19 protein-coding genes are annotated in these 14,819 nt (G+C 66.9%); 6 read left to right on the forward strand and 13 right to left on the reverse strand.

Features of this window, described 5'->3' with window-relative positions:
- Positions 1-119: 119 nt before the first annotated feature.
- Positions 120-1,022, reverse strand: a complete 903-nt coding sequence (locus AC1RM6_RS09280; protein ID WP_493100373.1) for a LysR family transcriptional regulator — start codon at positions 1,020-1,022, stop codon at positions 120-122.
- A gap of 96 nt (positions 1,023-1,118) precedes the next feature.
- On the opposite strand from AC1RM6_RS09280, the gene AC1RM6_RS09285 reads away from it, so the two are divergent.
- The gene (locus AC1RM6_RS09285) at positions 1,119-2,012 is read left to right on the forward strand and encodes an aldo/keto reductase family oxidoreductase (protein ID WP_493100375.1); all 894 of its coding nucleotides are present in this window, start codon (positions 1,119-1,121) and stop codon (positions 2,010-2,012) included.
- A 12-nt stretch (positions 2,013-2,024) separates the two neighbouring features.
- Entirely contained in the window at positions 2,025-2,243 is a 219-nt protein-coding gene (locus AC1RM6_RS09290) for a tautomerase family protein (RefSeq protein ID WP_493100377.1), read from the forward strand.
- 3 nt (positions 2,244-2,246) lie between these two features.
- On the opposite strand, the gene AC1RM6_RS09295 is transcribed toward AC1RM6_RS09290, so the two are convergent.
- Together AC1RM6_RS09295 and AC1RM6_RS09300 are read right to left on the reverse strand one after the other, a co-directional pair.
- Entirely contained in the window at positions 2,247-2,657 is a 411-nt protein-coding gene (locus tag AC1RM6_RS09295; protein WP_493100379.1) for a VOC family protein, read from the reverse strand.
- 37 nt (positions 2,658-2,694) lie between these two features.
- A complete protein-coding gene (locus AC1RM6_RS09300; RefSeq protein ID WP_493100381.1) occupies positions 2,695-3,003 on the reverse strand; it encodes a hypothetical protein in 309 nt (102 codons plus the stop codon).
- A 107-nt stretch (positions 3,004-3,110) separates the two neighbouring features.
- Here AC1RM6_RS09300 and AC1RM6_RS09305 point away from each other — a divergent pair, with 107 nt between their 5' ends.
- Positions 3,111-4,619, forward strand: coding sequence for an ATP-binding protein (locus AC1RM6_RS09305; protein ID WP_493100383.1), 1,509 nt, complete (start codon positions 3,111-3,113; stop codon positions 4,617-4,619).
- A gap of 143 nt (positions 4,620-4,762) precedes the next feature.
- On the opposite strand, the gene AC1RM6_RS09310 is transcribed toward AC1RM6_RS09305, so the two are convergent.
- The 10 genes from AC1RM6_RS09310 to AC1RM6_RS09355 form a co-directional block, all read right to left on the reverse strand.
- Entirely contained in the window at positions 4,763-5,704 is a 942-nt protein-coding gene (locus AC1RM6_RS09310; protein ID WP_493100385.1) for a DMT family transporter, read from the reverse strand.
- 43 nt (positions 5,705-5,747) lie between these two features.
- On the reverse strand, positions 5,748-6,506 hold the full coding sequence (locus tag AC1RM6_RS09315; RefSeq protein WP_493100387.1) for a helix-turn-helix transcriptional regulator: 759 nt from the start codon (positions 6,504-6,506) through the stop codon (positions 5,748-5,750).
- A gap of 169 nt (positions 6,507-6,675) precedes the next feature.
- Positions 6,676-7,380, reverse strand: coding sequence for a FliA/WhiG family RNA polymerase sigma factor (locus tag AC1RM6_RS09320; RefSeq protein ID WP_493100613.1), 705 nt, complete (start codon positions 7,378-7,380; stop codon positions 6,676-6,678).
- 13 nt (positions 7,381-7,393) lie between these two features.
- Positions 7,394-8,272, reverse strand: coding sequence for a MinD/ParA family ATP-binding protein (locus tag AC1RM6_RS09325; RefSeq protein ID WP_493100389.1), 879 nt, complete (start codon positions 8,270-8,272; stop codon positions 7,394-7,396).
- Positions 8,269-10,398 (reverse strand): flagellar biosynthesis protein FlhA, encoded by a 2,130-nt coding sequence (flhA, locus tag AC1RM6_RS09330; RefSeq protein ID WP_493100391.1) that lies wholly within the window; start codon positions 10,396-10,398, stop codon positions 8,269-8,271. The genes AC1RM6_RS09325 and flhA overlap by 4 nt, the downstream gene beginning before the upstream one ends.
- A gap of 282 nt (positions 10,399-10,680) precedes the next feature.
- Complete coding sequence (locus AC1RM6_RS09335) at positions 10,681-10,992, reverse strand: hypothetical protein (protein ID WP_493100393.1); 312 nt, start codon at positions 10,990-10,992, stop codon at positions 10,681-10,683.
- Positions 10,989-11,267 (reverse strand): flagellar biosynthesis anti-sigma factor FlgM, encoded by a 279-nt coding sequence (flgM, locus tag AC1RM6_RS09340; protein WP_493100394.1) that lies wholly within the window; start codon positions 11,265-11,267, stop codon positions 10,989-10,991. Before flgM ends, AC1RM6_RS09335 begins: the two co-directional genes overlap by 4 nt.
- 70 nt (positions 11,268-11,337) lie before the next feature.
- Positions 11,338-11,895, reverse strand: a complete 558-nt coding sequence (locus tag AC1RM6_RS09345; protein ID WP_493100396.1) for a flagella basal body P-ring formation protein FlgA — start codon at positions 11,893-11,895, stop codon at positions 11,338-11,340.
- 60 nt (positions 11,896-11,955) lie between these two features.
- A complete protein-coding gene (locus tag AC1RM6_RS09350; RefSeq protein WP_493100398.1) occupies positions 11,956-12,441 on the reverse strand; it encodes an OmpA family protein in 486 nt (161 codons plus the stop codon).
- Positions 12,438-13,124, reverse strand: coding sequence for a motility protein A (locus AC1RM6_RS09355; RefSeq protein ID WP_493100400.1), 687 nt, complete (start codon positions 13,122-13,124; stop codon positions 12,438-12,440). Before AC1RM6_RS09355 ends, AC1RM6_RS09350 begins: the two co-directional genes overlap by 4 nt.
- A gap of 233 nt (positions 13,125-13,357) precedes the next feature.
- Between AC1RM6_RS09355 and flgB the strand changes: the two genes are divergently transcribed.
- From flgB to AC1RM6_RS09370, 3 genes are read left to right on the forward strand one after another with little or no spacing between them, the layout of a single operon-like run.
- A complete protein-coding gene (flgB, locus tag AC1RM6_RS09360; protein WP_493100402.1) occupies positions 13,358-13,720 on the forward strand; it encodes a flagellar basal body rod protein FlgB in 363 nt (120 codons plus the stop codon).
- Positions 13,721-13,723: 3 nt separating this feature from the next.
- Positions 13,724-14,131, forward strand: coding sequence for a flagellar basal body rod protein FlgC (gene flgC / locus AC1RM6_RS09365; protein ID WP_493100404.1), 408 nt, complete (start codon positions 13,724-13,726; stop codon positions 14,129-14,131).
- Positions 14,128-14,808, forward strand: coding sequence for a flagellar hook assembly protein FlgD (locus AC1RM6_RS09370; RefSeq protein WP_493100406.1), 681 nt, complete (start codon positions 14,128-14,130; stop codon positions 14,806-14,808). The genes flgC and AC1RM6_RS09370 overlap by 4 nt, the downstream gene beginning before the upstream one ends.
- Positions 14,809-14,819 lie beyond the last annotated feature (11 nt).

Below are 14,819 nucleotides of genomic sequence, written 5' to 3' on the forward strand. Positions count from 1 at the left end.
GAATATTGAGCAGATGTTCTAATCTGGACTTGTTGTAATTTTCGCTGTTTTCCGCGATTTTCAGAAAATCGAGACCATCTTATCTGTTGCCGATCATAACAGTCGCTTCCGCGACGCGCCTACCGCTCTCCCAGCGTGCGGACATGATCGACAAACGCGCGCAGCGGTGCGGGCATGAGGCGGCGGCTCGGATAATAGAGGAACGGGCCCGAAAATTCGGTCCACCAGGGTATGAGCACGGGCAGCAGCGCGCCGCTGTCGAGCGCGGGGCGCAACCAGTCCTCGAACAGGATGATCATGCCGAGCCCGGCGACCGCCGCGCTCACCGCGAGGTCGGTCGCGCCGGTCGAGACGACCATCGAAGCCGGCGGATCGACGAACATCGTCTCGCCGTCGCGCTCGAATTCCCAGGGCGGCATCGCCCCGCTCGAGAAGCGGCCGCGGATGCAGCGATGGCCGAGCAGATCGCGCGGATGCTGCGGCGTGCCGTTCGCCGCGAGATAGGCGGGCGCCGCCGCCACCGCGAAACGCTGCACCCGCGGACCGATCGGCACCGCGATCATGTCCTGTTCGAGCCGCTCATCATAGCGGATCCCGGCATCCGCGCCGGCCGCCAATATGTCGACGAAGCCGTCCTCGACGGTCAGTTCGAGCCGGATGTCGGGATGCGCCGCCAGAAACGGCTCGACGATCGGCGGCAACACCAGTTTCGCCGCGCTGAACGGCACGTTGAGCCGCAGCGTGCCGACCGGACTGTCGCGAAAGCCGTTGACGACATCGAGCGCCGCATCGAGTTCGCCCAGCGCCGGCACCAGCCGCTCGAGCAATCGCGCGCCCGCTTCGGTCGGGGTCACGCTGCGGGTGGTGCGGTTGAGCAGCCTTACCCCCAGCCGGGCCTCGAGCCGCCGGATGCTTTCGCTCAACGTCGATGGCGAGGTGCCGGCGCGGCGCGCGGCATCGCGGAAGCTGCGCGCCTGCGCGACCGCCACGAAGCCGGTCAGTTCGTCGAGATGTGTCGCCATTGTCCAAAATCCCGAACAGCCCATGCGGATTATGCTGACTTATCATCATAATGGCCGGGGCGCATATCGGGACCATCAGCGAACCGGAGACTATCGATGACCGCTACCGCCACGCCCGTTACCGCCAAGGAGGCCGGCAGCTTCACCCCCGCCGGCACCGATCTGTCGCTCACCCGCATGGGCTATGGCGCGATGCAACTTGCCGGACCGGGCGTGATGGGGCCGCCGAAGGACGAGGCCGCGGCGACCGCGGTGCTGCGCACCGCGGTCGAACTGGGTGTCGACCATATCGACACGTCGGACTTTTATGGCCCGCACGTCACCAACCGGCTGATCCGCGAGGCGCTTGCGCCCTATCCCGCGCAGCTTAGCCTGGTCACCAAGGTCGGCTTCTTCCGGGGCGAGGACGGGTCATGGAACCCCGATCATTCACCCGAGGGGCTGACCCGCGCGGTGCACGACAATCTGCGCAATCTCGGGCTCGATCGGCTCGATATCGTCAATCTGCGGCTGGGGGCGGCGCACGGTCCGGCCGAGGGCTCGATCGCCGCGCCGCTGGCGACGATGTTCGATCTCCAGCGCCAGGGGCTGATCCGCCATATCGGTCTGAGCACCGTCAACCCTGCCCAGGTCGCCGAGGCGCGCGATCTCGGCCCGATCGTCTGCGTGCAGAATCATTATAATCTCGCGCACCGCGAGGACGATGCGATGATCGACGATCTCGCGCGGGCGGGCATCGCTTATGTCCCCTATTTCCCGATCGGCGGCTTTTCGCCGCTCCAGTCGGACAGGCTCGATCGGGTCGCGGCGGCGATGGGGGCCAGGCCGATGGCGGTCGCGCTCGCCTGGCTGCTCCGGCGGTCGCCGAACATCCTGCTGATTCCCGGCACCTCGTCGGTCGACCATCTGCGGCAGAACATCGCCGCCGCGGCGCTGACCATCCCCGACGATCTGGCTGCCGAACTCGACATGATCGGCGCCGCCGCCTGAAGGAGACCGTCGATGCCGTTCGCCAACATCAAGACCCCCGAAGCCGCTTTGACGATCGCCCAGAAGGCCGAGATCGTCCATCGCATGACCCAGATGTTCGTCGACTATTTCGGCGAGGATGCGCGCCGCCATACGATGGTGCTGATCGAAGAGGTCAAGGATGGTGGTTATGCGCGTGCCGACGAGGTGTTCGTCGTCCCCGAAGCCTATCGGGCCCGCGCGATCCGCTGAGCCTCAGGCGAACGGGGTGGCGAACTCGATCCGTATCCCGCCCGGCATCGCGCAGATGAAATGCCGGGTCGCCGATCCCGCGCGGATCGGTTCGGGTGCGAATTCGATCGATGTGTCGGGTAGCGCCTTCACCCGTTCGTAGACCGTCTGCAGCGCCGCCTCGTCGGCGACCCCGAGCGCCAGATGATGGAGCCCGACATTGCTCCGCCGGTCGAACGCGACCGCATGATCGGGATCGGCGACCCGCCACAGGGTGAGCATGATGCTGCCGTCGGACACGAACACCGCCGGGTAGCTCGGGACTTCGCCGACGACGTCCCAGCCGAGCGTGTCGCGGAAGAAGCCCGTCGCGCGATCGAGATCGGGCACCGCCAGCCCGACATGATGCGCGCCGCTCGTCAGTTTCTCGGTCATCACCTGCTCCCGGATCGTTGCTTGTCGCGCCTTAACCTCATTGCGATACTGCGATAATAGGGCCGTGCCGCAAATGACCTTTCCGTAGGCCGCAACAATATCGTGAGCCGGCCGGAGCAGGATTCTCCGCCGCCATTGCCAGCCTCGCTGGGCGCACCGTGCCGTTGCGGTCGTGATCAGCGATGCGATGAGCGCCGGGCCGTCGGGATCGCCCGACGAACTTGCCGCTCGGGACGGTATCGATGCCTATCGCCGGCATCTCGCCGGGCGGCCGGCCGATATCCTCGTCACCGATCATGCCAATCGATTGCCGGCGTGCCTTGCGCCGCTGCTTGAGGCCGGTCATCCCTGATCGCGCCGATGGCACCGGCGGCTGATTCGCGCGTTGGAATCGCAAAACGGCGCGAGGGGGAAGAGGATGGTGGTCACCGCCGATCAGCCGCGTAGCGTGCGATGACCTCGGTCCTGGTCGTCGATCGCGACCCGCTGATCCTGGAGGCGGCGCGGCGCCAGATCGAGGCGCAGGGGCTGGTGGCGCGGATTGCCCGCGATGCCGACGAAGCGGTCGATCTGATCGCGGCAGGTGGTGCGGAACTGTCGGGCCTGATCGCCAATATCGACCTTGCCGATGTGACCAGTGGCTGGAATGTCGCGCGACTGGTCCGCGAGCATGTTCCCGAGGCGGCGATCGGCTATCTGTCGTCGTCGGGGCATCGCGGCTGGGCGGTCCATGGCGTGCCGAACAGCGTGCTGATCAGCACCGCCGGCGGCGCCCACGCGATCCCCGACAGTTTCTTTCGCCTGTGCCGGGCGGCGGGCGCCGGCGATCGCGAGCCGCCGGTCGACCTTGCGGCGGACCGGCTTGCCCGCGCGGTTCAGCGCGAGCGCGAGCTTCTCTATGCGCATTTTCAGCACACCCCGAGCTTCATCGCCTTCCTCGAGGGCGCGGATCACCGCTACACCTTCGCCAACAATGCCTATGCCCGGCTCGTCGAGCGCGACGTGATCGGCCTCACGGTGGTCGAGGCCTTTCCCGAAGCGATCGCCCAGGGCTTCGTCGACATTCTCGACCGTGTCTATGAAAGCGGCGAGGAATTCATCGCGCATGGCATCGAATTCGCGGTCGAAATCGACAACAGACCGATCAAGCGAACCTGGCTCGACCTGGTCTATCGGCCGATCCGCGAGACCGACGGCACGATCACCGGGGTCTTCGTCGAGGGCGAGGATCTGACCGAGCGGCAGGAAACCCAGGCGCGGGTGAATGCGCTCCAGAATCAGCTGATCCATATTGCCCGCGTCAACGCGATGGGGCTGCTGTCGTCGACGCTGGCGCACGAACTCAACCAGCCGCTGGCGTCGATCCACAACTTCATGGCGGCGGCGACGATCGCCGCGAGCCGGCAAGAGCTCGATCCGCTGATCGTGAAATGCCTCGATGGCGCGAGCGCCAGCGCCTTGCGCGCGGGCGCGATCGTCCGTCGGCTGCGCGCGATGACGGTCAACGGCCCGATCCACAAGCAGACGGTCGCGGTCGAACCGGCGCTGCGTGAAGCGGTCGCCACCGCCTGCACCGGCCGGTTCGACGTCGAGGTCGGCTATGATCTGGGTTCGACGGCGTCGGTGCTCGTCGATCAGGTCCAGTTCCAGCAGGTCATGCTCAACCTGCTCCAGAACGCGATCGAGGCCGCGAACGGAGCCGGGCCGCAGCTTCAGGTGTCGACGGCCGACGAGGCCGGGTTCGTCAGGATCTGCGTCCGCGATTTCGGATCGGGGATATCGCCCGATATCCTGCCGCGCATCTTCGAATCCTTCGCCACCACCAAGCCCGAAGGGATGGGGATCGGCCTGTCGCTGTGCCGGACGATCGTCGAAGCCCATGGCGGAGTCATGACCGCCCATGACAATGAGGACGCCGGCGCGACCTTCTGCTTCACCCTTCCCAAGGCGGCTTCCGGCTGACCTAATACCCAATCCCAGTGAGCTTGACTCATCGGGATTGGGCATTAGCCCGTGCGGCGCTTGAGCAAATCGATCGAGGATGCGTCAGCATCTTCGAGATCGCGTATAAGACCGTTGGCGGCGGAGGAAGTCGGGACGGGCGGTCATACCGGCTGGGGTGCCCGGGTGCGATGCGCCGCGACGCAGCTCAGCACGCCGGCGACGACCAGGATCATCGCCGCACCCTCGGCGACCGTCGGCAGCCGCTGGTCCCACAGAAAGGCGTAGAGCAACGCGAACAGCGTCTCGAACAGGATCATCTGGCCGAGCAGGGTGAGCGGCAGCAGCCGGCTCATCCGGTTCCACAGCGCGTTGCCGATGATCGAGGCGAGGATCGCGATCCCCGATGACACCGCGGCGAAGGTCAGCCAGGCGGTCCCGTCATGACTGCTTGCGCCGATCAGCAGTGCGGCCGGCACCAGCAGCAGCGCCTGCGCGCCGGTGACGACCCCGGTCAACAGGCTCCAGTCGGACGGCGATATCCGCGCCAGCCGATCGAGGCAGCGGCTGTTCCACACCGCATAGACCGTCCAGGATATCAGCGCTCCGACCGCGCAGGCGAAGCCGGCGACCGGCGCGGCGGCGCCGACCGTACCGCCATGCGCGAGCGCGCCCCAGCCGGTGCAGCCGATCCCGGCGGCGGTGAGCGCGAGCGAAGGCCACAGCTTCGCCAATGGCGTCGCATCGGCGTCGCGGCTGCCGATGATCGTCACCGCCACCGGCAGGACGCCGATCACCAGTGAGGTCATCGCGATCCCGCCCCATTGGACCGCGCTGGCGAGCATCACATAATAAAACGCGTTGCCGAGCAGGCTCAGCCCGAACAGCGCGCGCCACTCGGCCGGCCCCAGCGCCGGCGCGAGCTTGCGCCAGCGCGGAGCGAGCAGGATCGCGGCGAAGGCGCCATAAGCAAGGTAGCGACCGGCGGCGATCTGCAGCGGGGTGAACGATCGCACCAGCGCCGGGGCGAGGAAGACGAGACCCCACAACGCGCCGGCAGCGACGCCGCATGAAATTCCCGCGATGATTCTGGCTTGTCCGGTCATGCGCTCCCGATGGCGCGGAGCGCCGCGGACGTCTTGACCCAGGCTAGCAATCTCTGGGCCCGGTCTCCTGCGCGTGGCGGCGATAGGCGGCGGGGGTCATCCCCGTCGCCTTGCGCATCGCGCGGGTCAGCGCGCTCTGGTCGGCGAAGCCGGCGCGATAGGCGAGGTCGGCGATCGTGCGATCGGAGTCGATCAGCCATTTCTGGACGCGCTGCAGCCGGTGGGCCCACAGCCAGCCGGCGGGGCTGTCGTCGAGTTCGTCGCGGAACAGCGCGTGCAGGCGGCTGATGCTGACGCCGGCATGTGCCGCCATCGCCTCGGTGGTCCAGCGCCGGGCCGGATCGGCTTCGATCGCCGCGGTCAGCCCGGCGAGGCGCGTGCGCGGCCGGGGCGCGCTATCGCTCAGCGCATCGAGCAGCAACAGCAGCCAGTGGCCCGCCAGTTCGGTACGTGCCGACCCGGACCGCATCGACTGGCCCATATAGTCGATCAGCCGATGCGCGGCGGGCGTCACCGCCAGCAGCGGGCGCGACGTCAGGCGGTCGATGAGGGCGGTGTCGATCGTGGCGGTGTCGAGATCGACGATCAGCGACCGGTTGGGGCGCCCGCTCTCCTGCGAATGCCAGGTGCGGTGGCCGACGAAGGCGGCGTGCCAGCTGTCCAGCCGCCCCGCCTTGCCATCGACGTCGATCGCCAGCATCCCCGATACCGGCAGCACCAGCTGGGCGAAGTCATGCCGGTCGGGACCGGTGTCGGCGCCATAGCTGCGGACGGCGATGTTGAGGGGCGACAGGGCGGGCATGGCGACCGATCCTATAGCGATCGGAAGCCGCCGGTGCCACGGCGATCGGGATCGCCCGTGGTGGTGACTTAGAGCATGTCCTGAGCGGATTGATCAGAACATGCTCAAATTGTCTTTGTTTTCCGCATTTTCCGAGCCGTCAGGTGATTCCACCTGACTTGAAAATGCTCTAGCGCCAGTCGACCAGCGACTTGCGCAGCTTGTCGAGCGCGGCCTTCTTGATCTGGCATACCCGGGCGGCGCCGATGCCGAGCGTCAGCCCGATTTCCTCGAGGTTCATCTCCTCGACGAAGTAGAGCTGCAGCACCATCGCCTCGCGCTCGGGCAGGTTGCCGATATGCTCGCCCAGCGCGCTCGCCAGTTCCTCGCGCTCGATCGTCTCGTCGACCCGCTCCTCGACATCGGCGAACCACATCGACTGGTCCGAATAGACCTCGTCGAGCGATTCCTGATAGGTGGTCGCGGTATCGTCGATCAGCGCGCGCATCGCCGGGCCTTCGAGCCCCATCGCCTGCGCCAGTTCGGATTCGCTCGGCGGGCGGCCGTTGCGCTTCTCGAAATCGGCCTTGGCGGCGAGCATCTGGCGGCGCTTCTGCATCGACGCGCGGCTCATCGCCGCATGGCGGCGCAGATGGTCGATCATCGCCCCGCGCACCCGCATCGACGCATAGGTCGAAAAGGCGTGGCCGCGATCCTCATAGCCGTTCGCCGCCTCGACCAGCGCGATCATGCCGATCTGCGCCAGATCCTCGATGTCGATCGCCGAGGAAACCCGGCCATGGACATGCCAGGCGATCTTGCGGACCAACTGCATGTGGGTGCGGACCAGGTCCTCTGGCCGCTGCCTGGCCGGCTTGCGGCCATAGACATGCATCGGATCCTTGGGGTCAGAAAACACCGACGGCCTCCATGCCGAAAAAACAGTCGCCACCCGCGCCGGCCGCGATCGAAAGACGATCGATCGTGCCGGCCAGTTCGCCGATCGCGCGGGCGGCGCGCGCGTTCGGATATTGGTCGACCACCAGGCGGCGCCGGGCGGCCGCGGTCAGCACCCGTTCGTCCCGGGGTACGCCGCCGAGCCAGGTTAGGCGCGTGTTCCCTAAGAATTTCTGACTGACGCCCCGAAACCGGCGAAACAGTTCGCGGCCCTGATCCTCGTCGTCGACCATGTTGCCGACGATCGCGATCTGATCGACGCCATGGTCGCGCGCGAGCAGCTTGACCGTGCCATAGGCGTCCATGAATCCCTGCTCGCGCGGGCTCAGCACCACCACCGGCAGGTCGGCCGAGGCGACCATGTCGAGCGTGTCGGCATCGGCGCTGCCCGGGGTGTCGACGATCACATAGTCGAGCGACCGGCGGTGCGGGCGGAAGGCATCGGCAAGCTTGAGCCGGGCGGCGAGATCGATCCGTCCCGACCGGTCGGGACGGCCGGCGGGGACAACGAACAGCGTGTCGGGGCCGTCGACGACGATCTGGTCGATCGTCAGCCGGCCGCCGATCACGTCGTCGATCGACTCGTGCGGGTCGAACCCCATCGTGCGGGTCGCGTCGGTCGGGCCGGGATCGCAATCGACCAGCATCGAGCGGCAGCGAGCCTGCGACAGCGCCAGCGACAGATTGGCGGCGATCGTGGTCTTGCCGACCCCGCTCTTGCCGCAGGCGATGCTGATCACCCGGGCGCTGCGCCGGTCGTCGCGGGCGCCGCGGTGCCCGTCATGAAGGTCGGTGCCGCGATCCTGCGTGGTTTCCCAGGCGAAACTCATTGCGCCATCTCCATCGGCCGCCCGAGCGCGCCATTATTGTGGTTGGTGGGGGTACCCCCGACGATCGCCGACACTTCGACCGCCTTGCCGTCGGGGATCTCCAGGAAGGACATCACCGGGGTTTCGGGGAGGTGCGGCTTGAGCAGTCGCGCCAGCGCGCGGCGCGCGACCGGGGAGGTCACGATCGCGAAGCGGGTCGCGCTGTTGACCAGGGGCTGCGACGCTTCGGCGACCGCCGACACGATACGGTTGGCGAGCGCCGGTTCGAACGGATGCGCGGCACCCGGGCTCGCGCGGACCGCCTGTGCGAGCAGCGATTCGAGGCCGGCGTCGAGCGTCACCACCGGCAGCGGCATCCGCACCGGCACCAGCGTCTGGACGATCAGCGCGCCGATCCGCGCGCGGATATTTTCGACCAGTGCGTGGGCGTCGTTGCTCATCGCGGCGGCGTCGACCATCGCTTCGGCGATCCGCCGGAAATCCTTGAGGGGGACGCCCTCCATCAGCAGCGCGCGGCACGCCTGGGCGATCTGGGCGAGGCTGAGCGGGGCAGGGGTGAGGCCGCCGACCAGCTGCGGGGCGACCTCCTTGAGCGCATCGAGCAGATGCTGCGCCTCGTCCATACCGAACAGGTCGGCGGCGGCGGCGGCGATCACCTGGTTGAGATGGGTCGCGACCACGGTCGCCGGATCGACCACGGTATAGCCCGCGACGATCGCGTCGCCGCGCCGTTCGGGGCTGATCCACACCGCTTCGAGCCCGAAGCTCGGATCGCGGCATTCGCGGCCTTCGACCCGGCCTTCGAGATCGCCGCTGTCGAGTGCCAGCAACTCGTCGGCCCAGGCCTCGTCCTCGCCGGCGATCACGCCGGCGACGGTGATGCGATAGGCGTTGGGCGGCAGGTTGAGATTGTCGCGGACCCGCACCAGCGGCACGACGAAACCGAGTTCGCGCGACAGCTGGCGGCGGATGCCGGTGATCCGCGCCATCAGCGGCGCGCCCTTGCGCTCGTCGACCAGGCCGATCAGCCCATAGCCGAGCTCGAGGCCGAGCACCGCGCCATCGGAGACCTCGTCCCAGCCGATCGAGGCCGGGGCGACCGTCGCCGCGGCAGGATCGGGCTTGGCGACGTCGAGTTCGTCCTCGGTCTTCTTGCCGCGCAGTTTCCAGGCGGTGAAGCCGGCCAGCGATGCCGCCGACAGGATCATGAAATGCGGCATGCCCGGCATCGCGCCGAGAATGCCGAGAATGCCCGCGACCGGAGTCCACGCCTTCGCGGACCCGAACTGCGAGGTGATCTGGCCCGACAGGTCGAGCGGCGAGGACACCCGGGTGACGATCGACGCGGCGGCGATCGACAGCAGCAGCGCGGGCACCTGCGCGACCAGCGCGTCGCCGATCGCGAGGATGATATAGGTCGAGGCGGCTTCGCTCAGCGACAGCTTGTGGCTCATCACGCCGAGGATCAGGCCGCCGAGGATATTGATGACGAGGATCATCACGCCGGCGACCGCGTCGCCCTTCACGAACTTCGACGCACCGTCCATCGAACCGTAGAAGTCGGCCTCGGTCGCAACCTCCTGGCGGCGCTTCTTGGCTTCGTCGGGGGTCAGCAGTCCGGCGTTGAGATCGGCGTCGATCGCCATCTGCTTGCCGGGCATCGCGTCGAGGGTGAAGCGCGCCGACACTTCGGACACGCGGCCGGCGCCCTTGGTGATCACCACCAGGTTGATCACCATGATGATGCCGAACACGAAGATGCCGACGATATAGTCGCCGCCGATCAGGAAGTTGCCGAACGCCTCGATGACATGGCCGGCGGCGGCGGGGCCATTGTGGCCGTCGACCAGCACGACGCGGGTCGACGCCACGTTGAGCGACAGCCGGAGCAGCGTGGTGAACAGCAGGACGGTGGGAAAGGACGAAAAGTCGAGGGGCTTGGCGGCGTTGAGCGCGATCATCAGCACCGCGAGGCTCACCATGATGTTGGTGATGAAGCCGACGTCGAGCAGGAAGGACGGAATCGGCACGACCATCAGGCCGACCAGCATCAGCGTCGCCATCGGCAGGATCGCGCCTTGCAGCGATCCTATCCAGACTTTCTTCTTGAGCGCGGATGTCGCCATCGGTTCCTCGATCGTCCTCGGGAGAGTACGGATCGGGAATGCCAGCTTGTGGTTAACGAACGGTTATGCCGGCTTAACCATAACGACCGGAAGCGTGGAAAACTTAAGCGGAAAAATTTGCGGCAGGCGTTAGACTTAGGTCCAATCGCAGTGGCATCGCCCAGCGATATCGTCGTCACGCCAGCGCAGGCCGGCATCGCGTGAGGCCTGCCGCACGAGATGCCAGCCTGCGCTGGGATAAGATCATTTCGGATGGGCCGCTTGTCCGGCCCGAGAACGGCGTCAGCCCGCGCGCGAATAGGTCGCGGGGGTACAGTCGAACCGGCCCGCGGCGGCGGCGAGCAGATCCATGCGCTGCTGGTTGTGGTCGGCGAGCAGACGCACGCGGACCCGCGCCGAATCGGCGATGGCCAGCGCTTCGCGGACTCGCGCCTTGGCATGGGGCATGTCGGCCCAGGGGAGGGGCTTGAGCGCGACGACGCTTGCCGCGAAATCGGGGAGCACCGCCTCGATCGCCTCGACGTCGCCGGCGTCGAGCGCCGCGACCAGTCGGGTTTCGACCGCGATCAGGCGATCGAGGACGGTGTCGGTCATGCCTTGCCCTGTGGCAGGTCGAGCGCGATCATCTTCTGCGCGATCGCCTTGGCGTCGAGCGGATAACGGCCCTGCGCGATCGCGGTGCGGATCGCTGCGATCTTGTCCTTGTCGATCGGCGGACCGGCTTCGGCCAGTGCGGCGACCAGGCTCTGCGGCTTCGTCTCTTCGGTTTCCGTCGTCGACACCGCTGCGGTCTCGGCGGTCTCGGAAACCTTCTTGACGTCCTTCGCCTGACCGATGCGGGTCGGGTTGATGCCTACCCCATTGATCATGTCATGCCCTTTCAAAATGGCTTCTCAGCCGACTATCACCTCTACCGCCTAATAACGGCAGGTTTCCAAATCATTTAAATCCGATCAATCGCACTTTTCCGATGTCGACCACCTGAGCGAATAAAGTCCCGCCTTTTGAACCGGTTGAGACGCGAACGCGCCCGCCGATAGTGGCGTCCTCCATCGCCGTCGCATCGACGCTGATCGAAAAGGCGTCGCCGCGGGCTTCCAGTTGCACCGGGTCGCCGCGCCGCACGTCCGGAGTCGCTGCCTGCGCGAAACCGCCGGGACGGGCCCCCATATTGCCCTGCTGGGCGACCGTCGCCGGCGCCCGCATCAGCGGGACCCGCAGCCGCCAGCCGGCGGTCGTGCAGCGCACGGTGACGGCATTGCCGGTCGGCGGATCGACCTGGATGCCGGTCGGGCAATCGGCCAGCCGCATGCGCCGGTCGATCGGCACCATCGGTCCGCCCGGCTGGCCGACATCGGCGCCAAGGGTGGTCACCACGATCTGTTCGAGCTGGTCGAGATTCTGCGCCGGCGGGAGGCCCTGTGCCGGGGCCGGCTGCGCCGACAGGCCCGATGCCAGGCCGACCGTCGCGATCAGGGGAAAGATGATGCGGTTCATGGACAAAGCTCACTCCGGTTCTTGTCCGGAATTAAGCAAAAGCCGTGCCAGTTTGGGAAATCAGCCCCGTGGACCGCCGGTCTGCCGTACCTCGATCCGCTGCTCGCGCGCCTCCCCGTCGGGGCGCATCGGCGGGATGCTGATGTCGATCAGCGACTGGGACAGCCCGCCGGCGCCGATCGCGCGGGCCACCGCGGCGGTGCGCGCGGCGGTCAATTCCCAGGCGTCGAGCCGGGTGCTGCCCGTGTCATGGCCCTGGCTGGCGACGGTCACGCGTGCGCCCGATCGCCTGGCGGAGGCGCCGAGGCGCGCGAAGGCGGCGCGGCTGGCCGGGGTCAGGATCGCCTCGCCGGGTTCGAAGATCGCTGCCGCCCGATAACCGTCGATCCGCACGCCCGGACCGGTGCCGCCAAAGGCGCCGCGCATCGACGCCGCGAACTTCAACCGATCGTTCGACTGAGCCTGCATCATCACGAAGAAGGCGAGCAGCAGCAAAGCGAGGTCGGCGAAGCTCAGCGCCCAGCGCTGCGAGATTTCGCGCTTCACCCGACCGTCCGCAGATTGGGTTTCGGCCGCGCGCCGCCATGATCGAGCTCGGCACGAACCAGCAGTTCGAACTGCTTGCAGGTCGCGGTCTGCCATTCGAGTTCGGTTTCCGAAAGCCGTTCGAGCCGCCCTGCGATCGGCCCCGCGATCGCCGCCGACAGGATGACGCCATAAAGGGTGGTGAGCATCGCCACCGCCATGCCCGGGCCCATATGCGCAGGATCGTCCATGGCCGCGAACATCTGGACCAGCCCGATGATCGTGCCGATCATGCCCATCGCCGGGGCCGTCTCGGCGATCCCCCGCCATACCCCGATCGCCCCGGCATGACGGGCGCGGCGCGCGTCGATCTCGTCGGTGGCCCAGCGGGTGAATTCGGTCGAGCTGCGGCTGTCCGACAGCCGGCGCGCGGCGAGATGGAGGAAGCGCTGCGCGGTCTGGACCCGGTCGGCGCACATGATGCTGCGGACCTCGACCAGTTCGCTGATCCGCCCGACCGCGGCGCGGGCCGATAGCGCATCGGCCTCGGGGTCGGCCGAGCGCAATATGCCGATCGATCGCCAGGCCCGGCCGAGATCGGCGTTGGTCGACCGCGCGAAGGTCGCGAGCAGGGTTCCGCCGAACACGATGGCGATCGCGAACGGGTCGAAATAGCGGGCTATCTGGTCGAGAAGGAACATCATTTTCCCGTCATCCGATCCACCCGGCAGCCGACCGGCAAATATTTGCCGCCCCCGGCAAGAAGCTGCCGATCACCTGCCGCCGGCCCGTTCAAGAGCATGCGAATGGCCGTTTCCGGCATTTGGCACGGCAGTTGCATCCATCCCCGGCAAGCAGGTCCGGTCACGGCCGTCGCACCCATCCGACGATGGTAACGGCACGATCGACCCCGACTTTAGAAGGACGACGCAGAAAAATGGCCGACGATCTTTTTGGCGTTCATGGAAAGGCGCTGGCGCTCCGCTCGCAGCGGCTTTCGATGCTCGCCTCGAATATCGCGAATGCCGCGACGCCCAACTACAAGGCGCGCGACATCGATTTTTCGAAGGCGCTCGATGCGGCGACCGGTCGCAATGGCGGACCCGAGGTCGGCGTCGACCAGGCGGCTTCAGCCAATGTCGGTTATCGCATCCCGCTCGAGACCTCGCTCGACGGCAACACCGTCGAACTGTCGACCGAGCAGAACCAGTTCGCCGAAAACGCGGTCAAATATCGTTCGACCCTGTCCTTCCTGGAAGGGCGGATCGGCACGGTCATGTCCGCGCTGAAGGGGGAATAAGCCATGGCGAACAACAATCTTTCGGTGTTCGATATCGCCAGCCGCGCGATGTCGGCGCAGATGGTCCGGCTCAACACCACCGCGTCGAACCTCGCCAATGCCGGCACCGTCGCCGGCAGCAAGGCCGAGGCGTTCCGCGCGATCAAGCCGGTGTTCAAATCGGTCACCGATGCCCCGGGCATCGCCACCGTCAAGGTCGACAGCGTGGTCGCGTCGAACCTCGAACCCACCAAGCGCTACGACCCCAGCAACGTCAAGGCCGACAAGGACGGCAATGTCTGGGACGCGGGCGTCGATCAGGCCGCCGAGCTCGTCGAGATGATGGAGACGGCGCGCCAGTACCAGAACAACGTCCAGGTCATGCAGACCGCAAAGACGCTCACTCTCGACACGTTGAGGCTCGGCAAATGACGATATCCACCGGTAACTCCTATCTCGACACGCTGTCGGGTTCGACGAGCAGCTCGTCGACGACGACCAAGGCCAAGAGCAACGGGACGCTCGACCAGAGCGCGTTCCTGAAGCTGATGACCACCCAGATGCAGACCCAGGATCCATTCAATCCGGTCGATAACACCCAGATGGTCGCCCAGATGGCCCAATTCTCGTCGACCACCGGCATCGCCGAGATGAACCAGTCGCTCAAGAACATCGCCACCGACATTTCGTCGTCGCGGGTCGGCGATGCCTCGAGCTGGATCGGCAAGGCGGCGCTGGTCTCGTCCAAGACCGTGACCGCGCTGTCCGACGGCTCCTATGCGGGCAATGTCACCATTCCCAAGACCGCCGGCCAGCTCAGCATCAGCCTGCTCGATAGCACCGGCAAGGTCGTCTACAACGGCACCGCGACCAATGCGCCCGCCGGCGACGTTCCCTTCTATTGGGACGGCAAGGACGAAAGCGGCAAGGCCGTCGCCGGCCCGCTCACCGTCTCGGTCAACGCCAAGGATGCCTCGGCCCAGCAGATGGACGTGACCACGGCCACCTGGACCACCGTCAACGGCGTCCAGTCGCCCGCCAGCGGCACCACCAAGCTCGTCACCGCGCTTGGCCTGCTCGCCCCCGCCGATGCCCTGCAGCTTTCCTGATTTCGTAACGG

It is taken from the genome of Rhizorhabdus sp. GW822-FHT03C02, from assembly GCF_058801765.1.